Source organism: Ensifer sp. ENS02 (genome assembly GCF_014851885.1).
Lineage (GTDB): Bacteria > Pseudomonadota > Alphaproteobacteria > Rhizobiales > Rhizobiaceae > Ensifer > Ensifer adhaerens.
The window spans coordinates 17,602-40,682 of record NZ_JACVAO010000011.1 but is presented as its reverse complement, the minus strand read 5'-3'; the positions used below and the strand labels follow the sequence as shown (position 1 = coordinate 40,682).

The 23,081-nt window shown below is 58.6% G+C and carries 22 protein-coding genes; 15 read left to right on the top strand and 7 right to left on the bottom strand.

Annotated elements, in window-relative coordinates; genetic code table 11:
- The first annotated feature begins 227 nt into the window (after window positions 1-227).
- Window positions 228-1,178, top strand: a complete 951-nt coding sequence (locus IB262_RS23225) for an alpha/beta hydrolase (protein WP_192493845.1) — start codon at window positions 228-230, stop codon at window positions 1,176-1,178.
- Here the strand turns inward: IB262_RS23225 and IB262_RS23220 are convergent.
- The gene (locus IB262_RS23220) at window positions 1,175-2,083 is read right to left on the bottom strand and encodes a LysR substrate-binding domain-containing protein (RefSeq protein ID WP_060520855.1); all 909 of its coding nucleotides are present in this window, start codon (window positions 2,081-2,083) and stop codon (window positions 1,175-1,177) included. The genes IB262_RS23225 and IB262_RS23220 overlap by 4 nt on opposite strands.
- Window positions 2,084-2,165: 82 nt before the next feature.
- Window positions 2,166-3,083, bottom strand: a complete 918-nt coding sequence (locus IB262_RS23215) for a LysR family transcriptional regulator (RefSeq protein ID WP_192493844.1) — start codon at window positions 3,081-3,083, stop codon at window positions 2,166-2,168.
- A 143-nt stretch (window positions 3,084-3,226) separates the two neighbouring features.
- Between IB262_RS23215 and IB262_RS23210 the strand changes: the two genes are divergently transcribed.
- Entirely contained in the window at window positions 3,227-4,198 is a 972-nt protein-coding gene (locus tag IB262_RS23210) for a DMT family transporter (protein ID WP_192439371.1), read from the top strand.
- Between the two features lie 83 nt (window positions 4,199-4,281).
- Here the strand turns inward: IB262_RS23210 and dtd are convergent, their stop codons facing one another.
- The gene (gene dtd / locus IB262_RS23205; protein WP_090426954.1) at window positions 4,282-4,725 is read right to left on the bottom strand and encodes a D-aminoacyl-tRNA deacylase; all 444 of its coding nucleotides are present in this window, start codon (window positions 4,723-4,725) and stop codon (window positions 4,282-4,284) included.
- A 427-nt stretch (window positions 4,726-5,152) separates the two neighbouring features.
- Here dtd and IB262_RS23200 point away from each other — a divergent pair, with 427 nt between their 5' ends.
- The 5 genes from IB262_RS23200 (at window position 5,153) to IB262_RS23180 (ending at window position 10,579) form a co-directional block, all read left to right on the top strand.
- Window positions 5,153-6,139 carry a polysaccharide deacetylase family protein gene (locus IB262_RS23200; RefSeq protein WP_192493843.1) on the top strand — a complete coding sequence of 329 codons (987 nt, stop codon included), beginning with the start codon at window positions 5,153-5,155 and terminating at the stop codon, window positions 6,137-6,139.
- A gap of 139 nt (window positions 6,140-6,278) precedes the next feature.
- Window positions 6,279-6,689: a BA14K family protein gene (locus IB262_RS23195; protein ID WP_143106251.1), complete on the top strand. Its 411-nt coding sequence runs from the start codon at window positions 6,279-6,281 to the stop codon at window positions 6,687-6,689.
- Window positions 6,690-6,786: 97 nt separating this feature from the next.
- Window positions 6,787-7,404: a DUF1349 domain-containing protein gene (locus IB262_RS23190; protein WP_090301444.1), complete on the top strand. Its 618-nt coding sequence runs from the start codon at window positions 6,787-6,789 to the stop codon at window positions 7,402-7,404.
- A gap of 232 nt (window positions 7,405-7,636) precedes the next feature.
- Window positions 7,637-9,994 carry an Orn/Lys/Arg decarboxylase N-terminal domain-containing protein gene (locus IB262_RS23185; RefSeq protein ID WP_192493842.1) on the top strand — a complete coding sequence of 786 codons (2,358 nt, stop codon included), beginning with the start codon at window positions 7,637-7,639 and terminating at the stop codon, window positions 9,992-9,994.
- A 24-nt stretch (window positions 9,995-10,018) separates the two neighbouring features.
- Window positions 10,019-10,579: a GNAT family N-acetyltransferase gene (locus tag IB262_RS23180; RefSeq protein ID WP_089046316.1), complete on the top strand. Its 561-nt coding sequence runs from the start codon at window positions 10,019-10,021 to the stop codon at window positions 10,577-10,579.
- A 468-nt stretch (window positions 10,580-11,047) separates the two neighbouring features.
- Here IB262_RS23180 and IB262_RS35725 read toward each other — a convergent pair whose 3' ends face one another.
- Window positions 11,048-11,236 carry a hypothetical protein gene (locus IB262_RS35725; RefSeq protein ID WP_210337663.1) on the bottom strand — a complete coding sequence of 63 codons (189 nt, stop codon included), beginning with the start codon at window positions 11,234-11,236 and terminating at the stop codon, window positions 11,048-11,050.
- A gap of 301 nt (window positions 11,237-11,537) precedes the next feature.
- On the opposite strand from IB262_RS35725, the gene IB262_RS23175 reads away from it, so the two are divergent.
- The 3 genes from IB262_RS23175 (at window position 11,538) to IB262_RS23165 (ending at window position 13,891) form a co-directional block, all read left to right on the top strand.
- Window positions 11,538-11,837 (top strand): DUF6634 family protein, encoded by a 300-nt coding sequence (locus IB262_RS23175; RefSeq protein ID WP_192493841.1) that lies wholly within the window; start codon window positions 11,538-11,540, stop codon window positions 11,835-11,837.
- Between the two features lie 150 nt (window positions 11,838-11,987).
- Window positions 11,988-13,526 (top strand): AAA family ATPase, encoded by a 1,539-nt coding sequence (locus IB262_RS36720; protein ID WP_192493840.1) that lies wholly within the window; start codon window positions 11,988-11,990, stop codon window positions 13,524-13,526.
- Between the two features lie 167 nt (window positions 13,527-13,693).
- Window positions 13,694-13,891 carry a hypothetical protein gene (locus IB262_RS23165; protein ID WP_192493839.1) on the top strand — a complete coding sequence of 66 codons (198 nt, stop codon included), beginning with the start codon at window positions 13,694-13,696 and terminating at the stop codon, window positions 13,889-13,891.
- A 239-nt stretch (window positions 13,892-14,130) separates the two neighbouring features.
- Here IB262_RS23165 and IB262_RS23160 read toward each other — a convergent pair whose 3' ends face one another.
- Together IB262_RS23160 and IB262_RS23155 are read right to left on the bottom strand one after the other, a co-directional pair.
- The gene (locus IB262_RS23160; protein WP_192493838.1) at window positions 14,131-16,479 is read right to left on the bottom strand and encodes an SEC-C domain-containing protein; all 2,349 of its coding nucleotides are present in this window, start codon (window positions 16,477-16,479) and stop codon (window positions 14,131-14,133) included.
- Between the two features lie 114 nt (window positions 16,480-16,593).
- Window positions 16,594-16,821 (bottom strand): hypothetical protein, encoded by a 228-nt coding sequence (locus IB262_RS23155; RefSeq protein ID WP_192493837.1) that lies wholly within the window; start codon window positions 16,819-16,821, stop codon window positions 16,594-16,596.
- Between the two features lie 308 nt (window positions 16,822-17,129).
- On the opposite strand from IB262_RS23155, the gene IB262_RS23150 reads away from it, so the two are divergent.
- From IB262_RS23150 to IB262_RS23135, 4 genes are all read left to right on the top strand, one after another.
- Window positions 17,130-18,263 carry a hypothetical protein gene (locus tag IB262_RS23150; RefSeq protein WP_192493836.1) on the top strand — a complete coding sequence of 378 codons (1,134 nt, stop codon included), beginning with the start codon at window positions 17,130-17,132 and terminating at the stop codon, window positions 18,261-18,263.
- A complete protein-coding gene (locus tag IB262_RS23145) occupies window positions 18,250-18,507 on the top strand; it encodes a hypothetical protein (RefSeq protein ID WP_192493835.1) in 258 nt (85 codons plus the stop codon). The genes IB262_RS23150 and IB262_RS23145 overlap by 14 nt, the downstream gene beginning before the upstream one ends.
- Window positions 18,508-18,735: 228 nt before the next feature.
- Entirely contained in the window at window positions 18,736-19,254 is a 519-nt protein-coding gene (locus tag IB262_RS23140; protein ID WP_192493834.1) for a hypothetical protein, read from the top strand.
- Complete coding sequence (locus IB262_RS23135; protein WP_192493833.1) at window positions 19,254-19,928, top strand: hypothetical protein; 675 nt, start codon at window positions 19,254-19,256, stop codon at window positions 19,926-19,928. The genes IB262_RS23140 and IB262_RS23135 overlap by 1 nt, the downstream gene beginning before the upstream one ends.
- Window positions 19,929-20,067: 139 nt before the next feature.
- Here IB262_RS23135 and IB262_RS23130 read toward each other — a convergent pair whose 3' ends face one another.
- A complete protein-coding gene (locus IB262_RS23130) occupies window positions 20,068-20,697 on the bottom strand; it encodes a hypothetical protein (protein ID WP_192493832.1) in 630 nt (209 codons plus the stop codon).
- 111 nt (window positions 20,698-20,808) lie between these two features.
- On the opposite strand from IB262_RS23130, the gene IB262_RS23125 reads away from it, so the two are divergent.
- On the top strand, window positions 20,809-23,079 hold the full coding sequence (locus IB262_RS23125) for a hypothetical protein (protein ID WP_192493831.1): 2,271 nt from the start codon (window positions 20,809-20,811) through the stop codon (window positions 23,077-23,079).
- Window positions 23,080-23,081: the final 2 nt, after the last annotated feature.

Here is a 23,081-nt window from a genome sequence, read left to right as displayed (position 1 = left end):
TAAACCCGGCGATCCATGAATGACGGGAATCTACGGATCGCACCTGCTGCCCGGTACTGAGCAAATCTGAGAGCCATCCTCTCGCTTGAATGCACTGGCGTCCACTCGAGAGCGAATTTGCCCGAGTTCAAGAGGGTGCCTCTCAAAAACTGCATCTGCCGACGGACTGCTCGATGCCCGATGCTCTGGTCACACTCACCATTCAGAGACCGGAAGGACTTAAAGACATGGCATCGCTCAAGACCGTCGTCGCAACAGCTTCTGCGATCATGGCATCGACCGCACCAGGACACGCGGGCCCAATCGGCTCCGCAACGCCCCTGAAAATCGACTTCATCACGATCGACGAGAACATAACGCTCCGACGAATGGTTTCCCGTCAGGGCAATCCGAACGGCACGGTTCTCTTCCTGCACGGCTTTCCCGAGACGCTGGGCGTCTGGACGAAGATCACGGAAACTATGGGCGCACAGTACGAAGTGCATGCGTTCGATTGGCCTGGCTATGGCCAGTCGTCGCGTCCTTCCCCGGAGCGGTTCTCCTATTCACCAAGAGACTACGCCAAGGTTCTCAAAGCCTATATCGACAGATCGGGCATCGACCGATCGAATCTGGCGATCTACGCCTCGGACATCGGCAGCCTTCCCGCTCTGCTTCTTGCGCTGGAAGAACCGACGGTCGCGAAGAAGATCATCGTCGGCGACTTTGCGCCGTTCAACAGGCCGCATTGGATGTACGAGAGCCTTCAAAATCTGAAGGCCGAACCGACGGCAACACCGACACGCGCCTATATGAACAAGACAAGCGACGAGATCTTGGAGAACGTACATCGGCGTGGCCTTGCACCGGAAAACCAGTTCGACTTGCCGTCCGAGGTGCAATCGGACATGAAGGAATCCTGGATGCGCGACGGTGTGACGACAGCCGACGCCTTCGCATTCTATTACGCCCACTTCACGCGGGATGAAGATTATCTTGAGGCCAATCTGTCTAGGCTCAAGACCCCGATCAAGGTGATCTGGGGCGAAAAGGACATCTACATCAAACCGGAGATGGGCAAGGAGTTCGCCGATCGAACCGGTTCGAAATTCGCCGTTCTAAAGGGTGTTGGCCACTTCCCCCACCTTCAGGATCCGTCACGAACAGTCGACGAAGTTCGCCGCGCCTTCGCCGACTAGGCCTTCAAGGCCTCACTCCGCCCGAAGACAGTGCGAAGGCGAGGCAGGGCCCAGTCAATGAAGGAGCGCACCTTTAACGTGAGCATGCCCTGACCGGAATAGACGATGTGGATCGGTCTCGACGCGCCGTCGAAACCCTCCAGAACCGGCACGAGGGCGCCTGACGACAACTCGTCCGGGATCTGGTAATCGAACAAGCGGGCGATGCCGGCTCCGCCGACCGCCGCGGCCACGCAATTGGCCGCGGTATTCACCTCAAGACGATTGCGGGGAACGGCCTCCATCGGGCGGCCGTCGACATCGAACGTCCAGAAGAACGTCCGCTTGTTGAAGAGTATTCCGTCATGGCCTTCAAGATCGCCCGGATGCGTCGGCACACCCCGGCGCTCAAGATATGCCGGGCTGGCGCAGGTCAGCAGGCGAAACTCTCCGGCCTTGACCGCATAGAGCGAACTGTCCGCGAGGTCGCCGAGACGAATGGCGATATCGACCTGCTCTTCGACAAGATGGACCGTTCTGTCGAGCGAAATGAGGTTCAGCGATACCTCCGGGTGCTTCTCCAAATAACCAAGGGCGATCGGCATGATATAGCGGGCGCCGAACTCGACCGGTACGGTGATCGTCAGCGTGCCGCGCGGTGTCTGGTATTCGCCCGAGGCTCGCCGCTCCGCCTCCTCCAGATCGCCCATGATCTTTCGGGCCGCCTCGACATATTCCCGGCCCGCATCGGTGAGTTGAAGGTTGCGGCTGGTGCGCACGATGAGGCTCGCCCCCAGGTACCGTTCGAGTTCGGCAACCTTGCGACTGACGCTTGGCAGCGGAGCATTCAATTTCCTGCTTCCTGCGGAGATGCTGCCGGCATCAACGACTGCGAGCAGCATTTTCATTGCTTCGAGGCGATCCATGATACCCCCCGCCAACGTGACCGCTGATTGTTTCGCGCCGTGACGCCCCTTTCGCCCTGCCAAAAGACAAGACACTCATGCGTCACTTCACTTGCAATTGTTCCGAAATCCGACCGGATAGTGCGCGCTGCCCTTGCTTCACGATCGTCTCGAGGAAATCGCCAACAACACGAATGCGTTTGGTGTCGCGAACCCCTTCATGAACGACAAGCCAAATGGCTTCCTCCTGCCTGCAAAGGTCGGGTTTGACCCGGACAAGCTCGTCCTCCGTGTCGGCAAGGATACACGGCAATACGCCGAGGCCGTTGCCCGCCTTCATCGCGAGCACCTGCGCCTGCATCGTATCGACCGTCAGGTTGGCGATGCCGCTTTCGACCCACGAGCGCAGGGTCTTGGGCACGACAAGGAACGACAGGGGGTCGCCCCAGGTAATCAGCCGATGGCCGGTAATCGGCAAGTGATCTTCCCGGATCGGGTGGCTCTCAAGATAGGCTTTCGAAGCGTAGAGGCCGAACGCGATCGTTCCGATCCGGCGTACCACATAGTTGCCCTGTTCAGGGCGGCAGAGCCGAAGGCCGATATCCGTCTCTCGCTGTGGAATCTGGGCGAAGGACGTGGCGTTGACCGAAACGCCCAACGAAAGATCGGGATAGGCTTCCTGCAAAGCAGGCAGGTTTGGCATCACAAGATGATGTGCGAGCGTGTCGACGGTGATAATCCTAACCGCCCCCGAGACGCGCCCGTCCTGGCCGCAGAAGCTGCCTTCCAGTTCGCGCATGGCGGTTTCAATCGCCGTTGCTTTCTCGACCATCGCCCGGCCTGCGTCAGTGAGCTCGTAGCCGTCCGGCCGGCGCTCGAACAGGCGCGTCTTCAGTGCGTATTCCAGGGTCTCTATCCGTCGCGCCACCGTCGAAGCGCTCGCTTTCACTTCACGCGCAGCGCCGGTGAGGCCGCCCTGGCGTGTCACTGCAAGGAAGTAGCGGACATCGTTCCAGTTCATGTTTCTATTTTTCGAAAACCCTCTTGCGAACTTATGCGTCGAAGCGCGCGAAGGGAAGGATTATCCCTTTAAGGATCGTGGAAACGGAGCTTGGCAACGAGAAATCAGCAAAGCTCGATCAGAACTCTGAGGCTATGCTCATGTTGAACAGGCAGTTTTCGGTCGGCGTGTTTGCGGCGCTCTTTGCAGCCTTTGCCTTCTCCCTCAATTTCGTCGTGCCGTTCATAATCGGCGACTTCTCCACGTTCGACTTTGCTCTTATCCGGCATGTGGTCTCGGCGACCGTTGGGGTCTTCATTCTGTTTTCAGAACGCGAGACGGCATTGCGCCACCTGACGTTCCAAAACGCCATGGCTGCCACGGGATTGGCCTTCATCGGCTATGTCGGCTACTTCCTGACGGTGACGGGAGCGGCAATCTACGCCGGCCCGGTCATTGCGCCTGCCTTCCTTGGCCTAGTTCCGATTGTGCTTGCCGTCATTGGAAACCGGGGTCAGGCGTCACTGCCATGGCGCTTCTTGATGACACCGCTTGCACTGGTGGCGATCGGTCTCGTGCTGGTCAACGGCACCGCGTTCACCGCAGATAGTCTCGGTTCCGTTCGCTCGCTCTGGATTGGTATTCCGCTTGCTCTGGCCGCGGTCGGTCTATGGGTATGGTTCGCGATCGCCAATCAGGCAGCGCTCGCAATCCGCCCGGCGATGCCTTCGGGCATATGGTCCGCATTGATCCTGATCGGCGGTGGTCTCCAGATGCTGGTTTTCTACCCGGTCGGTGCGGCGATGGACCTTTTCCAGCTTCCGAAGCTCGGTTTCGGTTGGGAAGCCGCCGGCTCCCTCTATCTATGGGGAACGTCGCTGGCACTGATGGCGACCGTGTGCGGGGTATGGGCTTGGAATGTCGCGTCGAGGACGCTTCCTGTTGCGCTCGCGGCACAGCTGATCGTGTCGGAAACGGCCTTCGGCGTAGTTGGCGGACTTGTTGTCCATGCACGTTGGCCAACGATGATGGAGGCAGCCGGCGTCGCGGTACTCATCGCTGGTGTCGTTCTTGCCATTCGCGTGTTCTACGGTCAGCAGGCCCAAATGAACGAGGCCATCGCGCAGCCATCCTGACGCTCGCGCGATGGGCTACCCCCCTGGTCATGGAGACCTCGGTCGGCCGCTTTTCTTTGATGCGCGTCCTCGCGCAAAACCGATCAACCGGCCGCCGTATCTAACCAGATCGTTACAGGACCGTCATTGGCCAGTTCCACCCGCATGTCCGCGCCGAAGACGCCATTCGCAACAGCAACGCCAAGGGTCGAGACTTGTGCAGAGAAATGCTCATAGAGGCGTTTACCCTCCTGCGGCGGCGCGGCCGTAGAAAAGCCTGGCCGGTTGCCTTTCGTCTCTGCGGCCAGGGTAAACTGGCTGACGACGAGCGCTGAGCCGCCCACGTCGACCAGGGAACGGTTCATGCGATCCTGATCGTCCCTGAAGATGCGCAGGTTGACTATCTTGCGCGCCAGCCATTCGCTTTCATTCTCGGTGTCGCCCTTCATCGCACACACGAGCACCAACAGGCCGCTGGCGATTTCTCCCGTGACCGCGCCGTCTACCGTGACACGCGCAGATGAAACGCGCTGGACAAGTGCTCTCATGGCAAGGAATCTCCCTATGGCTTGCCGGCGTTTATCCACTCCGAGGCGATCGCAATCAAGCTCTATGCGACCCGACAGCAACCGTCTGGACGACGTCGTCAGACCTGGTCGAACGATGGGCAGACCTGGCCGGCGCTCGCTACCGTGCCTGAAGGGGGTAGCATTTTCACGCGGTGGAATGGCCGTGGACGACGGCGAGCTACCACGTTTGATCGCGACCGTCGTTGGGCTTGTCGGATCGTACGCAATGTTGAGGCAATCCGGGCGCTGTGATCTCGCCAATCAATGGAAGATTGGCGAAGGCCGGTGCTCTGCATGAAGCCGCGCACTTCAAACAGGGAGCGAAACGGCCTTGAGCATTTGTGACAACGACACGACGCAAAACGGCACTCCGCGCGCAGAAAGAGAAACCAAGCGAGGAAATGGAATGCGCACGAGACTGGTGATGGCGGGTCTCGTGCTGCTGTTGACACCGGCAGATCCGGCCCGGTCGCAGGCGATCGAACCCGTTTGCCCTTCTCCGCACGACAGAACGGTTGCCATCACGTTCGACGATCTCCCTTATACCCGCGCAGGCGATGCGGGAGGGCAGGAACTCGCTGCGGTCGCGAGGGCCACGAACGAAGCCATTCTGGCCGGTCTCGCCGTTCGTAACGTTCCCGCTATCGGTTTTGTCGTCGAACGGCGTGTGCAGGCGCTGGGTGAGATCGGTCAGGCACTGTTGGAACCGTGGAACACTGGCCAATTCGAGCTTGGCAATCACAGTGCGAACCACCCCGATAGCAATACCTTGGACGTCGATGCGTTTCGTCGCGAAGTGATTGACGGAGAGGCGACCATTCGGCCGATGGTGGAAAAGGCCGGCCGAACCCTTCGGTTCTTCCGGTTTCCCTACAATCACCTGGGAGACACGGATCAACGTCGCGAGGCGTTCGAACGGGTACTTGGCGAACGCGGTTATCATCTCGCGGCATCCACCATCGATACGTCGGATTATGTGTTTGATGCTGCATATGAACGGGCATTGGCGCGATCCGATACGGCGATGGTCCGAAGGATCGAAGACGCTTACATAGACTATAGCCGCGTCGAGATTGCGTATTATGCGGATCTGAACCGCAAGGTCCTCGGGTGCGAACCGCCCGGCATTCTCCTGCTTCATGCCAATCGCATCAATGCAGCCACCATCGATCGAATACTCGGGCTTTTCAGAAGTACGGGCTACCGCTTCGTCTCCCTGGAGGAGGCGCAAGCCCACCCGGCGTACAGGCAGCCGCCTCGATTTGCCACCAAGTTCGGACCAATGTGGGGGTATCGCTGGGCAAGGGAGCGGGACCTCAAGGTGGATGGAAGCAAGGAGGAAGAGCCTCCGGAATGGGTGACCCGATACTCCGATCCCGACGCGCCGCTCTGATCCGCATCCGTGGCCAAGATCGAGCTCCAGCAATCGCTTGGCCGCGACGGCTTAACCCTGTGCTTCGCCGCAATGTTCTCGCAACGCCTGGCCGCAAGACTCCTGAACAGTCGATTCGATATTTGAAGGAGTATGTCCCATGCGTGCGTCGGTCTTCGGTAAGGTTCTCGCGCTGACCGCAGCTTTGGGCGCGACCGTGCCTGCAGCTCCAACCGTCCTAGCTGACGATTACGATGGAGGTTGGCACCATTGTCGGGACCTTCACGGAAGAGACCGGTGGCGTTGTGAGGAGGCGCGGCGCGATCGGTGGCGCGAGCGCCAGGAAAAACAGGACAAGAAGGATATGAAGGCTGGTTTGGCCGCCGGCGCGATCGGTTTGGCCCTCGGTGCCATCATTATCGGTGCGGCACAGGAGGCCGAGCGGAAGCGCGAGGCGGAAGCTTATCGGCGCAACGATCGCGATGCGCGGTGCCTTGCGCGCTACCGCTCCTATGACCCGCGCAGCGGAACATTCATTGGGCGTGACGGCCGGCGCTACGAATGCAGGTGAAGGCTGCGCCTCCGGCCGACAAGTCGCCCACACAGGCGTGGCGACCTTTCGCGCAGAAACCTTTACGGACGCCTGCTTCGGCCATAGATGTGCTGCAATGGTGGGTGCGTCCTGCGTGCCAATCGTAAGGCTGGAGGGAGTTTTGACGGATTTTACCTGGTTGAATGAGCCTCGAAACTGGAACGTCGAAAATGGCGTGCTAACCCTCAAAACGGAGGCGAATACCGACTTCTGGCAGACAACCTTCTATGGCTTCAGGCGCCATTCCGGTCATGCCAGACTGCAGGCGGTGAGCGGAGATTTTACCGCATCGGTGGTCGTGCGCGGTGATTATCGCGAGCTCTACGATCAAGCCGGGCTGATGCTTATTATCGACGAAACTCACTGGCTCAAGACCGGCATAGAGTTCACCGACGGATTGATGCATTTCTCAGTTGTCGTCACGAACGGAACGTCGGACTGGTCCGTAATCCCGCTTGCGCAAGCGCAGCCGAACGCGGAAGTGCATATCCGGCTGACGCGGCACGAGGCAGCGCTCAGGGTCCAGTTTCACCTTGGCGATGGTCCGTGGCAGATGGCGCGGTTATGTCCATTCTCCGGTGAAGACGCACGGATCGGTGTCATGGCCTGCTCTCCTGAGCGCGAAGGCTTTACCGCGCAGTTCGAACGATTTTGCCTGGGCGCTCCGATATCGCGCGACTTGCATGCCTCATAGGAGCCCTTGCTGCTAGCAGCGGCGATCCGCTCGCCTGGATCGGGCATTGAAGGGACGTCCGACCCGTCGTCGGTATTCCTTCGCGCGCGACTTACCGCAGTGGAACTTCAAGAGCGCATCGGGCGTTCCGCAACCTCCTGCGGCTCACAGATCGCGTCTAACCAGAGCCGCCGTCACAACATCGTCACGAAACGCACGAACAACTCGCTTCGTGTAAATGGCGGAGGCACAGATGGATTACTTCAGACGCTTCACCTTTTTGTTCGCGACACCCGCCTTCGACAACGAGGATCTCGAGGGGGCCCGGTACAAACAGATTGTCGAGGAGATCGAGCGGTCGGGTTTCGAGGTGGTCCGCGCACGGAGCCTTGAGGACGCGGAAATCGCCGTCCAGACGGACGCGGCCATCGGCTGCATGATGGTCGACTGGGGCAAGAAAGGCATGGAAGGCAAGACCGCCTCCCTCATCAATCTGATGCGGCGACGCGGTCTCGAATTCCCGATCATCCTTCTCATCCGACGCAAGCGCTTTGAGGACGTACCGGTCGAAGTGCTCGACTTCATCGACGGCTATGTCTTTCTATCCGAAGAGACGCCTGCCTTCATCGCGAAAAACCTCATCAGCCGCCTCAAGCAATATGCCGAGACGATGAAGACGCCTTTCTTTGGCGCGCTGGTGGATTACGCCGAGGAAGGCAACCAGCTTTGGACCTGCCCCGGACACAACGGCGGCGTGTTCTACAGCCGCAGCCCGGTCGGCCGCGTGTTCATGGAGCATCTGGGCGAAGCGGTCTTTCGCGATGATCTTGACAATTCCGTGCTTGATCTCGGCGATCTCCTGACCCATGAAGGGCCGGCGCTCGCCGCCCAGAAGGAAGCCGCCAAGATTTTTGGCGCGGAGAAGACCTACTTCGTCCTTAACGGCACCTCGACTTCCAACAAAGTTGCGCTTTCCGCTCTGGTCACCGATGGCGACCTGGTGCTGTTTGACCGTAACAATCACAAGGCGGCCCATCACGGCGCGCTGATGATCTCCGGCGGCATCCCGGTCTATGTGCCGACCGCCAGAAATGCCCATGGGCTCATTGGCCCCATGGATTTAGGCGCGCTCAATGAGGAGGCGCTGCGCGAACGCATCCGCGCCCACCCGCTGGTCAAGGACCCGGATGCCTGGCAGAAACCGCGCCCGTTTCGGGTGGCGGTGGTGGAACAGTGCACCTATGACGGCACGATCCACAATGCCGAGATGATCCTGAAAGCCATCGGCCATCTGTGCGATTACATCCTGTTCGACGAGGCCTGGGCGGGCTTCATGAAATTTCACCCGCTCTATGCCGGTCGTTTTGCCATGGGCCTTGCCGAACTCGGACCCGAGGCACCGGGCATCATCGCAACGCAATCCACGCACAAGCAGCTTGCGAGCTTTTCGCAGGCATCGCAGATCCACATGAAGGATCGGCACATTACCGGCCAGAAGCGCCGGGTCGAGCACCGACGCTTCAATGAGAGTTTCATGCAGCACGCTTCGACGTCGCCTTTTTATCCGCTCTTCGCATCCCTCGATGTCGGCGCGCAGATGATGAAGGGTCGTTCCGGCGAAGTGCTGTGGGACGATACGATCCGGCTCGGCATCGAGCTTCGCAAGAAAATCCGGGCGGTGCGTAGGGAGTTCGAGGAAAAGGAGCGTCGGCCCGAGCGCCGCTGGTTCTTCGAGCCCTTCGTGCCGGACCGCGTGGCCATGCCGGATGTGGCAAGCCCCGGAGCGGTACACGACGTGCCATGGGAGAGCGTCGCCACCGATCAGCTCGCCACCAATCCGGCCTTCTGGCACCTCACCCCGGGGGCTGCATGGCACGGCTTTTCCGATATGGCGCCGGGCTTCGCGATGACCGATCCCAACAAGCTCACGTTGCTCACGCCAGGCTTTGACAGGGCAACCGGCGCATATTCAGAGCACGGCATTCCCGCCCCGATCGTTGCGCAGTACTTGCGCGAGAACCGGATCGTCGCAGAGAAAAACGATCTCAATTCTCTGCTGTTTCTGCTCACGCCCGGCGTCGAGGCAAGCAAGGCGGGCACACTGATCAGCGGCCTCGTCGCATTCAAACGGCTTCATGACGACAACGCGCCTCTGGAAGAGGTCATCCCGGAGTTCTATCGCCGCCGCCCCGGCCGCTACGCGGGGGTGCGATTGCGTGATCTGTGCGGCGAGATGCATCGATTCTTCCGCGACGCCAATGTCAGCGTGCTGCAGGCCAAGCAGTTTTCCGAAGAGCATCTGCCGGATATCGCCCTTTCACCCCACGACGCGGCGCGCTGCCTTGTGCGCAACGACGTCGACTTTCTGCCGATCGACGCCATTGCCGGGCGGATCGCAACGACACCTTTTGTCGTCTATCCGCCGGGGATCGCCACAATCGTGCCGGGCGAGCGACTGACCGAGCGCGCACAGCCAATGATCGACTATCTCAAGATGTTCGAAACCTGCTTCAACACTTTCCCCGGCTTCGACGTCGAGATCCAGGGCCTTTACCGCCAAACCGACGCGTCGGGCCGCATACGACTTCATACCTACGTCGTCGCTGAATAGAATTTTGGAGTTTCGTGACCCCTCATGCCGCAGGATGAAACAATCATCATTCGCCCGTCGCGGGAGAGCGACGTTGATGCCATGCTGGCCATCTATCGCCGGCACATCCGACGCGGCATAGAAGAGGGTGTCGAAGAGGGCGACGCACCACAGCCGGACGACCTTCGCGAGCGGCGGAAGAACCTGAAAAGCCGCCGCTTGCCCCATCTCGTCGCGGTCAAGGAGGGCGTGGTGGTCGGATACGCCTATGTCGTGCTGTTTCGCAAGCGCCCCGCCTACCGTTACACGGTCAAGCACTCGATCTATGTTCACCACGAGCATCTCGGTCAAGGCGTCGGACGTCTGCTCATGCGGGGCCTGATCGACGCCTGCGCCGCAGCCGGCTTTCGCCAGATGATCGGCTACATCGACGCCGACAATGTCGCCTCCCTCACTTTGCACGAACGCTTCAACTTCGTACGCGTCGGCCTGCTTCCGGGTGTCGCCTATCGTTACGGGCGCTGGGCCGATAGCGTCATGGTCCAACGCTCTCTGGGTCCGGGCTCGACGACGCCGCCACCGCCGCCGCCTCTCTCCACCCGATGAGGGTCGCCCCTGTGCGCGCCGTTTAAACGTCAAAAAGCCCGCTGGATTTCTCCATGCGGGCTTTTTTTTGATTTGGTTGCGGGGGCACGCAACCACCGATACCGACATGAGATCAAGGTGATCATTTGAAGGATCGTGAGCCTGTCGCGAGCACCTTGGTTCACTGCTCCATTAGCCCGTCAGGATCCTCAGTCGTGAGTAGTCTTCATGCAAAATGACGACAACGTGGCGGCTAACACCAGTCTCCGGATCACCTCCCAAGCTGACCACGATCCAGACGTTTCAGTCGAGCAGATTCATCACTGCAAATAAGTTGACAAACATCCGATTCTGACAAATTATCTCGCTGGTGATCATGTTGACTACAAAACGCACTAAATGCTCACTCAGATATCGATCGAGTTTTTGGGAGAAGCGAAACAGATGGACCTGTTGCGGTTTGGAGAGAGAGACTTCAACTCATCGTACCTAGCCATATTCAGGCACGGTCGGCGTGCCCATGAGCTTTCGGAGGACTTGTTTACGATCTGCCAAAATGAACGTCTCCCCAGCATCGAGTCGCTGGTGGCTCCACTGATCGAAAACTGGTTCATTGCGGAGCGGTCCGTCCCAATGCTGGTAGGCGAACTCAATCAGCCAAGGGGTCTTTCCTTTCAACACGACTCCTTCGGTGCACTTGAATGCACGACACCACTACACTTGCTCTCGGTGCGTGGGAAATTGGCCAGATCTGCGAACCATTAGTATCTACTGGGACGACCGGCGGCACGCGCAACCGAGTCCTTGTATCGATGGGACATTCGAGCTGATGCTTCGACGACTATGCGCGCCGCTAATAAGGCGTCGCGAGGTTGAACGGCCGAGCACCTCCGCCGACGGCGGTCAACAACGACGCGCCACCACCATTGCTAATCCTTCGCGCCCCCCACCTACAAATCGCCGCAAAAAGGTTACTCCCATGAAATTCGCCTACTTGAGCGCAGAAGATGCGCAGAGACTGTCAGCCGATTTGCGCTCGATTGAGGCTGGAATAACCCATACACTGTCGCTCCACACCGCTCCCATCCTCGAAGCCCATCAGATGTATTCGCGCAGGACGGCCTGCCTCTCAGGATTCGTCTTTGGACATCCATCTCTGGGCGACGGCCGTGAAATCATGACCAGTCAGCTTATGTACATGGACACGGAGATCGGGATCGCGCGTACGCTCAACCGTTGGTACCGTCTCGGGCATCCGGCCCGAACCGGAAGCGCATGAGCGGGACAACTGACACTCCTCTGTCGCAGGTTTCGCCACCGGCGACGCCTCTACTGAGACGCCATTCTCGCGATCGGACGTCCCACCGCACGACATATTCGCCGCGGCTGCCTTGCCGCAGGGCTCGAACAGGCGGCAAAGGGGTGGCCTGTGACAGATAAACCGCCATCACTAGACCGCCACTTTCAACGCCGCCAGAAGGCGGCAATCGCTGGGCTGCATTTGCCAACGGCGGAGGAACTGCTTCGTGGGATGACCCTTTTCCGCGAAGACTTGGCTGAAGACATCCGCGAATATTCCAGCCGACTGTCCGGGCGCGTGAAGAAGCGCAAACGGACAGGACTCGAACTCCTCGCTGCCTGCCTGGACGAGCTTAGCGTCGAGCCGAGTGAGGATGGCGTGCTTGCGGTGGAGGCCGCCCTTGATCTCATCGTTGATGCCCAGGGATTGCCTATCGACGAGTGTCTTCTGCGGTGCCGGTTCTACCGGGCCTACTTTGGGAACGGCCAAGCGACGGCTCTGATCGCCGGTGAAATCGCGCATCTCGCTTCTGGGGAACTAGGTCGCGGGAGGGGGCACGCCCTTCTTTCACGTTCGCTCGGTTGGGCGATGCAAGCCCGTGAACTCGACCGGCGCCTGCGAGCAGGCGTCTCCGTTCAGAGGTATGCAGATTGGTTCGAGCCGGAGGTCCGAGCGTACGAGGTACACTTCAGAAATGCGATCGCCGCGTCAACGGTCGATGAGCCGGAACCCCAGGGTTCATCATCCGACGATCTTGCATTCGCAACTTGGGCAAAGGAGCCGTCGGAAAACTTTGAGCGACCTTCCGACGGAGTGGTCGTTATCAGTGGCATCGGAAATGAAGCGACGGCCGAGGGTAAGCGAGTGGCAAAGGAATTCGCGAAGTTCAAGCAGCGTCCGTTGCCGCTGCACACCATGCCTGAGCTGGCCGGAGTTCGTTCGCGGCTCGTCGCGGAGTTTCCCCATGCTGTGGCGGTTGTTGACAAAGTGCTCGAAGGCCTCAGCGGCCGGCGGACTGTCCACATGAGGCCGATCATCCTTCTCGGGTCACCCGGAGGCGGGAAGACGCGCTTCGCCCGGCGATTGTCTGAGGAACTAGGTACTCCCTATAACCTCATTTCGTGCGGCGGTCTCAGTGACAGTTCCATCGGCGGAACGGCCCGAAGGTGGTCGTCGGGCGAACCCAGCCTACCGGTCATGGTGGTGCGCCTGCACGAATGCGCCGGACCGGTGGTCATTCTCGATGAGATCGAAAAGATTGGGACGAGCCGGCACAATGGCAATGTGCACGACGTGCTGATCGGATTGTTCGAACCCGAGACGTCGAGACGCTGGCATGATCCCTACCTTCAGGCTCACTGCGATCTGTCGAACGTATCCTGGCTGATGACCGCAAACTCGATGGAGCCGATCCCGAAGGCTTTGCTGGACAGGTGTCGAATCCTGCGCTTTCCCGATCCGGGAGCTGACCAGTTGCCCCTCTTTGCAACGCGAATCCTGGAGCGGCAGTACATCGACGCGGGTCACGATCCGCGCTGGGCGACGCCGCTTGAAGGATTCGAGCTGGATGCGTTGGCGAACGTCTGGAGGGGTGGTTCGCTCCGACGGCTGGAGCGTCTTGTCGAAGGATTGCGGGAAGCGCGCGAGCGTGCAAGACGGCAACAATGAACCTTCCGGAGGCCGGGTGAAATTGCAAGTATGCTTGTCGCAGCCGATGTGCACCGCAGGCCGCTCGGCCAGGCTTCGCGCCGCCAATTCTAGCTGCGCCCTACGACGTCATGGAGGTGCTGAAGCTTTCGTCCGCTCGACAGCGTCCGATTCGATTGGAGTCTGGCATGCCCCGCGATGAAAACAACGATAAGGCAAAACCCATCGACGTCGGCCCCCTCGGAAAAGCTAACGACAACGAAACATTGGGCGAGGCGCTCTCGAGGGCGGGCTTCGAACCGGCCAAGGTCGGGCGCAGGATCATTTCCCAGGGTAGGCGCAGGGAGACGCTGAAGAAGCGCGTTCCCGACAACGAAGACAAGTAAAGTATCGCAGGAAAGCGTCTCCGAAACTTGAGACTTAGCTTCGAAGCGGGGGCCACGGTTGGCATCCTTAGGCGTCGCGCCCTCGTTCATTGCACCGAAAATCTAAACATGAAAGGTAGACATCCATGGGGTTACTCATCGACGCCGTCTGCGCAGGGTGTCAATAGCGTCCAAAAAACACTCCATATCGGCGCCGGACCGAGTTAGGATCCGCCAGGCGGTGCTTGCCGGCGTGAGTTTCACCTACCGTGGCATTTCTTGAATTTTTGTCCGCTGCCGCATGGACAGGGATCGTTGCGCCCTGGCTTTCTTTCATTGGCCGCTCGCGGAGCCCTTGCAGTTTCCCTGAGATTTATTGCTCTAGCAGGCTGCACCATGCGAACGGCATCCTCGTAGATGTGGGCATTCGCTTCGGTCCGAACCGTGGGCGAGGTTACGGGGAAAGCTTTTGCCGATTGGTAGCTCCCGTTTGCAAGTGCCGTTGCCATTACGCCGACAACGCGCGAAGCTCTCCCAGCCAGGGCAGCAGCGCTGGCTTTGTCATTGACCTTGCTCCAGTCCGTCGCTTGGCCATCCCGCTCGAGCCATACGAATAGTAGTTTTCCGTCCCCGGCGATGATGAAGTAGCGCGCCGGGTGCAGGTCGAGCGATTTCCGCATGTCCTGCAGTATTTTCGCAAGATCCTGCCTAGCTTTTTCACCGAAATTGCGAATGTGGCTTTCCGCTGAAAGCCATCCTGGGGCGCGGGTTGCGTGCAGCGCGCCAAGCAACTTCAGCACTTCGTCCGGAAACTCTTGTGCAGGAAACGGCCGGCTGTCCCAGTCGTCTCCTTCAAAACCTCGGTCCACCACATGGGACATGCCATCCCATACGAGCAGGTCGGCTTTGCTCTTGTTCATGCGGTCCGAGGTTTCGAGATCAATCCGATTCTTGGTCAGGTATGCGCCAAGGTGGTCAAACTCATCAAAAAGAAGAGCGCCACGTATGCCAGCCATCGCCTGACGCACCTCCATATAATGCGCGAATTGCCCCGGTGTGGGAAGAAACCGCTGGAGGACAAACAGGTCATCTATCGACATCGAAATGAAGGGGTGCTTTCCAAGCAGCGGTTGAATCTGCGGCAGATTCTTCGTGTACGTGGAAAAAGGCGAAAACGATTCCACCGTCAACCCGATTGGTATCAATACACGGTAGTCGGCGCGCCGAATTTGGCCACACTGTTCGTATTTCCCGTCCACCAGACGGTAGATCGGAACCTCGGTCGCCGAGTTCAAATAATTGAAGAACCGTTCGCACTGCTTGTATGCCTTGACTACTAGATCTTGTACCGCCTGGGCGTGGCGATTGAAGTCGAGCGCCGGAGACGCAATCGTCGCTGCGGCCCCCGCCTTCGCTTCTACTAGCAGCAGCATGTCATCGATAAGAATTACGGTATCGTTTTCGGACCATTGCTTCGTAGAGGGATCCTTGTAGTAGACCTCCTGATAGATGGTTGCCGCCGGTAACTGGACAGACAGGATATCGGCAAATGCGCTTTCGCTCATCACTTTTTGCCGGTGTTCGAAGGTCTTCTTATAGTCCGGCTTCCTTCGGAGCAGGTTGAACAATAAGGCCCGATACCCGGCATCGCGGGTGAAGCAGGGATCGACTGCGTAGTAATCTGTACCAAGCTGGATCAGCGGTTTCTTCCGAGCAGGCAGCGTCCTGTAAGGGGTTCCGACATACGTTCCCGGAGCGAAAAACTCCGTTTCTTCGCCGCGTTGGTACGCAAGGTCGGCAAGCAGGGTTGTTGGCAGCTTCGTGTGACGGCTGAAGTTGGCTACGCCACCCCGGAACATGTCGTCTATGGCTTGTCCCGCAGCCTTTGACTGGTCCGCGTTCGCGGCGGACCACTCCTCCATGACGTCTGCAAGCGGCTTACCTTTTGCCGCGGCGAAGTCACGAACCGCCTTCACCTGCTTCGTCATTTCTTCAATGGCGTTGGCCAGGCCCATGCGGGAAGCATCGGCCATGTGTTGAAAACCTGCCCCAATTTCAGCGGCACCAATACCATAGACCTCTTTGAGGACGTCGTCGTGAGGTGCCAGCACAAAGCTGTAAAACTCACCTTCAAGAACTTGGTAACGCTTTCCGCGCAGCAGCACCCAGCCCGTTTTTGCGTGGTATTCGATATCGGCAGTATCGGGACCGAAGAGTCCGTCCCCAGTATCGGGCGTTGAGGCCATCGCGAAGAACAACGCCTGATCCCTGAGCTTGCGGGAAAGTGCGAGGAGTTCCGCACAGGCAGCTTCGTCAAATTGGGTATGCGCGGGCTCAGCGTCAGATGCGAGAACCGCATGAACGTATTCAAGCAGAAACTGAAGGTCGTCGATACTGGTGTCGGGGACCTCGGCCTCTGGGTCGCCTGACGCCCGACGGGCATTCGCGAATGCTCTCCTCATATGTTGCGCGTACACGTATCCAAGAAGATTATACGCCGGCATGGTGACGATCAGATCGCGCATGCGCGCAGCAGTCGCCTCCATGTCTTTGAGCAGAGTCGCCGCGGCTTCCGCGCGTTGTGTTGCAGTCTTTTCAAAGCTTTGCATAGAACCCCCCCCCTGCAATCGTATCGCACATTCTATGAGACCACACCAGCCGATCTGCTCACGAGAAGGAGGGCGTTTGCATGGTGGTTGCACTCTGGAGCTTGCCTGCGCGCATTACGCATTCGAGACCGAGACCTTGGGTTGCATCAAGGATTCCCAACTGTTGGTCGGGGTCTTTACCAGGTCCAGCAGATTGTTGAACTTCGCGGCTCCCGCTACCTCCTTGTCACCGCGGATCGGTGCGATGGAGAAGGCGATCATTGGCTGCCTGATGTGCTCCGAGTTGACAGGCGACTGCTCATTTTCTGAATGCGGTCCGCTCGCGACAATGATCTCGTCCAATCCCTGCGCACGATTGTAGCCAACAAGCGTTCCCTCGCGCGCCCGCAAAGTCCTCCAGTTCCGTACCGAAGAAGGCGGCAGGCCATTTCGAAACGCCTTCCAGGACTTCGCCGGTCGGAAGGAACGGTAGTCGCAACGAATGCTCCTGGGATGATTGTAGGCCGTATTCGTTATCCAACTCGCGAGACTGGCCGAGATCCTCCCCAACCTCGTCAGCGTTATCGCAGACGCGCGACTCGTGCGCAGCGGATATTTCGGATAGGGAAAGCTCTGTGCGGGGGGCGCCCGGCGCTCAGAAGGCGATCTTCATGATCGCATCATTCGAAAGCGTGGTCAGTTTTGTCCAATGGAAGACGTTAAACATGCTTGCTGGACCGCCTTCCCGATTTTCACCCGCAGCTCTCGGAGTTGATGCGCGCGCCTACGACGCGTTCGTCAAGCTACGCCTTGGGCACTCCAGGCGCGGCAGTGTCATCGTTCCGGAACTTGTCTTCGGGAAATTGGGGCCGTGGCGGTTCTTCCAACCATCATTCTTTGGCCCCTGCCAACTTGGGTGGGACTTCGAACCCGGTGTCGACGTTGCCACATTCTCGGTAGACCTCGGGTCGCCCAGATCCCGTAGACCGGCCCGCTCGATCCTTCGGATCCGTTCAGATCAACGAGTGAAATGCTACGCGGATGGCTCGCAGCTCTACAAGTGCAAGCTTTCCGGACCACGTCATATCGCGCACATCGCCTCGGGACGCGCTCGCAGAGCAGCGGGTGGTGATTTCGAGATCCTGTTGTACCACCACACGACACCCGTCAATCTCGGCCCGATCCTACGCTCCAGAGAACTCTGGTCGTCGGCGTGGAATCTGCAGGGAACGCGCCGACTGGAGAACGTTGCCTACACCTATTTTACGAGTCTCGACAAGATCGGTGATGAGGACGATCTCCACAGAATCGCGATGGCCTCAAATGGACGGATCAGCTTTCAGACGACGTCTTTCCGGGAGACCGAGGCGACCCTGACGCTCGATGTATACCGCGGCAGCACGGAAGGCCGCACCAGCACCGTGGCCCGATATGTCCCTGTCCACATTCTGGCGGCTCCTCATCTCTATTTCCATCATTCGATCATGATGGAGCCAGCGTGGTATGAGATTGTATCTCCGGAGATTTACCGTGTCGGTGTCAACCCCGGTGGCAGACTGACACTGACCAAGGATGCGGTCGGATGCGACAGGGTCTCGTTGAAGTCTTTCGATCATGTCGCTCTTGGCGATACCAGCACTTTGCCCGGATTGGCGGCACCGTACGACGAGGAGACAACTGATCAGTTGATGCATACCGAGATGCTTGGCGAGGACATCGACTTGTTTCAATTCTGGCGTCGCAATGCCAATACTGATCAGGTTTCCGGACGAAATCCGGAAGCGCGCGTCCTTGAGCCTCGGTAGCCTGAAGGAATTCACCGGTGCAATCAAAAAATGGGAATATTCAAAATGGACCGCGGCGGCATCAGTAGCTGCGCGAGGCGATATCCAGCATCATCTGGATCTCCCGATGATCAATGCATTCCCGGATGTCGGGCGCAGTCTGCGAAACGTCCCGCCATTTGCCCTGAAATCCACGCGATCGACCTGCGACTTACCCAACCTCTCCACGCAGCAAATTACAATCTTCAAGCACCAACTTCTATGAAACCGATGATCGTCGTTCCCGATCGGTTCGGCCTGAACATCGCCTCGTGTTTCGAGGGGCTTCAAGAAACAAGGCCGATCAGGGATTTTGTGACTTGGTAGGGCCGGATCGGTTCGAAACCCTCGGCATGTTCTCTGTCCACGGCGTGGTGAAGGTGCTTGAAGTTTTCGCCCGCCAAGATAGAAGCGATGGAGAGAATACAACTCTTAACGAGGAAACGCTACAAGCATGGATGAAGACGAGGTGGACGCCCTTTACGATGAGCTTGTGACAATCCTGGCCTCACGGCGAGATGAAGACGAGCTTCAGGGTCGCGACGACTATCTGACACCGATATTGGCTGAAATCGAAGCCGGAAAGGCCGTCCAAATTAAACTTAAGGTGCCCGGCGAGCGGGAAATCGTCGATCCTGTCGCTGGTCGCCGAACAGCCGGCTCATCGAGCGCGGATTTTATCCAGAGGCAAGATTTCTCCGGCCGCGAGAAACTTGACATCCTGCTTCGCGGCATTGAGACGTCTGTCGTCGCCCCTACCCGGATGGCGGTCGAGATCAATCGATCACTCGAGGAGCTGGACGTAGATGAATTCGATGGCACTCTGTATTTTGGCAATGACGTCGCAAACGCTCCGACCCGGACGGTGACACCTGCTGGGCTACTCACTACCTCGATGGACGCATCAAAGTTGGAAGCGCTCATCAGCGAGATCCGAACGGAGCTGGCCCAACCGCGTGAGGCCACTGTCTAATGCCGTTGCGCCCCAATCTATTGACTGAGATCGACGCCGCGCTGGCGGGTCTTCCGAAAGCCAATCTGAATAGCGCATCAGCCGGATACGACCTCTACGAGGCGTACATCTGGGCTCTCGTGCTGAGAGCTGCGCGTAATGAAGGCGCCACGATCAGGTTCCGAGACAGACACGGCAACCATCCGGCCAGCTTCTGGTTCAGAACGTCGCCGTCCAACATATTCTCGCCAGCTCACGACTACTGCCACGCCGAAATCGATTTTCCCGGGCGACCTATATTGGAAGCGCACGTCGGCATCTTCGTCGCGGGTCGCTCCCATATCGCGCACGAATGCGATGTTGCCGTGCTCTACAAAAGCGAGGCCGACATCTGCCGCGCTTCCAACGTCGAACCCCGGAGTAGCAAGCTCGTGCTCGCCGTCGAGTGCAAATACTACCTGAATTCCGGGATCGGGATCGGCCTGGGACGCTCGTTTCTTGGACTGCTGAACGATGTCTACAAGGGCGACCGCTACTTCGTCGGAACTGCAGAGTCCGCAAGTGTTAAGACCCTGTTTGCCGCGCATCGGAAGAACAACGAGCTAGGCCTTACACCCTTGAATACGAGACGGGAGGCACGGCTCGTCAGTAGGTTCGAAACTACGTTCGATCATTTCAAGTCTTCACGACCTTAGGCATCGATGAACAGGCGAGCGCTTGGGATTCGGTGACGCGTTCCTCTTGGTGGTCAAAGTCTTGCTGGTGACATTGTTTACAACGCCAATCTCCGGATACCGCCTCAGGGCGCAGGCGTCGACCATTGAGTGCGTACGATTAGGTTACGGGCTCTGCCAGGATTTTACTGGCGAGCCAGTGACCTTCGAATTCGAATCCATCCGGATATGGCAAGCGTAGACCAATGAAGGCAATCAGCCGCCGGAACCGAATGACATGGACGAGAAACGTGGTTGCACTTTCGATATCCTTCTTGCTGAAGGAGTGAATTGCGTTCCTCTGGCCTTGAATGAAGGCGACCGCTGACAGATCCTTTGGCGGCAGCAGATCCTTCTTGGCGAAGTACTGCTTCATCTTCTCGAGCGAGATTTCGGTGGGATCATGAATCGTCCCCTTCTTTTCGCCGTTCTTGTGCATGGCATCTAGGCTCTTGACCGTCTCGTGGTCGGCAAGGAAATCGTTGAGATAGACGGCCAGGAAGAGCCGAAGCGAACTCTCCATGAGGCTGCCCAGATTTGCCCAGGCAAGGATCAGTTCTCCGTCCGTCATCGTGGTTTCTGGCGTCCACTTGTGCAGCGCCGCTGCGAGCGATGGCATAAGCTCGAGCCTCGCCGAGGTGAGCATTGCAGCGGCTTCGTCTGGAGCCCAGCCATGTGCGTTCTTCCAGAATTTGCCGAGACCCGTCTGAATCGTGACGATGTCATCGACCGCAGCAGAATAGCTGTGCATGGAGGCCTTTCGCTCGCCGATTTACTTTTAAAAATCCAGTACTTCCGATTGCGGAGACTTCCCGCCACTATAGACTCAAAACACACGCATCTGATTCTGTTGGCGACTTCAATGGACTTGACGATTAATTTCGCACCGATTTCCTTGGAAGGTAACTACAGCATTCTTGTCGGGCGCCAGGACTATGACAAGGAGCGCCTTGCTGAGCTGCGCGACGATTTCAGGGACACTCATCTCTTCAGACGCGACGGAGCGGACAGCATCGTCGACATTCCGATCGTGCTGGGCGCAGCCCCGCTTGGACATGTCCAGGAAACGATTGATCTGAGACAGCACCAGATCTTCTGGCCGATGCTCTTGCAGGAATCGCTTATCCAGCTTCTGGGCAAGCGGCCCATCCTGTCGAACAATCCCCTGAAGTTCCTCGGGGCGCGCGTTCCGCTGATCGAGCACGCCGATTTGCCGGACTGGCTCCAGCGGCTGTCCGTCACCGAGATCCATACCCGGCATATTACCGTCGACCGCAGAAGGATCTTTGGAATCGTGTGCGATGTCCGGGCAAAGTCCTTCATCTCCGCGACTTGCGATGTCCTTCTCGATGCCGGGGTCCACATCATCGGCAGATACGTCCAGATCGAACTGCCTCTGACCGATGACCGGATCATGCCCAAGCGAAAGCTTGTCGGTCGGGTCCGCAGTATTGACGGCGAAGAGCTCGTTCTGGAGGATTCCGAGCCGGGTTACGAAAAAGTGGCTGCGAGACTGGCCTTCCTGGAACCGCGCAAGGAAAACTTCGAGGAATGCGTGCGCAAGGTCCTTGGGCGCGACGCTGAACGCGTTCTTGAGAGATCCCAGCGGGCTTCGCAGAACCTTGCCTCCGGTCCGGGCAAGCTGGAGCACATCGACAGCATCGTAAAGTACCTGAGAGAGAAGAAGCCTGCCGCCGTTCCCGGCGCCCACTTTGCCATAGATGCGTTGTTGAACACCAATGGACGTCTGTTTCCTCCCGGAGAGATGATCGAGAAGCCTTTCCTGCTGTTCGATCCGAGCGGCAGCCGGAAGGACGACTGGGCGGAGCGGGGGCTGAAGGATCATGGCCCCTACGACGAGCAGGTCTTCAGTCCGAAGGGACTGAACATCGCCGTTGTGTGTCAGGCGCGCCTCGAAGGGCGCGTTGACGAGTTCGTGGCGAAATTCCTGAATGGAATGCCGAAGGTCCTTCAGCAGGGAAAGAACTTCGCGCGCTATGGGGACGGCTTCATCAAGCGCTTCCGCCTCAACAAGCCGACGGTCCACTATTTCCTCGCCGACGGCACATCGGACGAAGCCTACGCAATCGCCAGTCGCGAGGCGCTGGACAAGGCCCGCGACGGAGGCTTCGAGTGGGATCTTGCGATCGTCCAGATCGAAGAGGAGTTCAAGTCGCTCGCCGACAGCTCGAACCCTTACTACACCACTAAGTCTATCTTCCTCAGGCGGGACGTTCCCGTTCAGAGCGTGCGTCTGGAGACGATGTCGTTCTCGGACAACGATCTCGTGTTTCCGATGAACCATCTCAGCCTAGCAACATACGCGAAGCTCGGGGGCACGCCATGGCTGCTAGCATCTAGTCAGACGGTCGCCCACGAGCTTGTCATCGGCTTGGGTTCGAGCACCAGTTCTGAAAGCCGGCTCGGCCCCCAGATGCGGCATGTCGGGATAACAACGGTGTTTTCCAGCGATGGAAGTTATCTTCTCAGCGACCGAACCGCTGCGGTTCCGTACGACCATTATCCCGAGGAACTACGCAAAACGCTGAAGCGGACGATCGAGGCCATCCGGACCGAGGATAACTGGAGGAGCACAGACAAGGTCCGGCTCGTTTTCCACTCGTTCAAACCGTTCAAGGAGTCGGAGATCGAGGCGATCGACGCTCTGACGGGCGAGCTGGGCCTGGGCGATGTCAAGGCGGCGTACCTGCATATTGCCCCGGACCATCCATTTCTGGTGTTCGATCACGCGCAGAAGGGCATCGCGGCGAGAGGCGGGAAGAAAGGTGTCCTCGGCCCAGCGCGACAGCTTCATATCCGTCTCAGCGACTACGAGTCCCTGGTTGTTTTCGCGGGAGCCTCCGAACTGAAGCAGGTGACTGACGGGATGCCGCGGCCTGCCCTCATTAAGCTCCATCAAAGGTCGACGTTCAAGGACATGACCTATCTCTCCCGCCAGGCGTTTGCATTCTCCGCCCACTCCTGGCGGATGCTCTCACCCGAGCCATTCCCCATAACAATTCGCTATTCCGATCTCATCGCCGAGCGGCTTGCAGGTCTGGCTTCGGTGAAAGGCTGGGATCCGGACGCCGTGACCTTCGGAGCGATTGGTCATAAGCCTTGGTTCCTCTAACG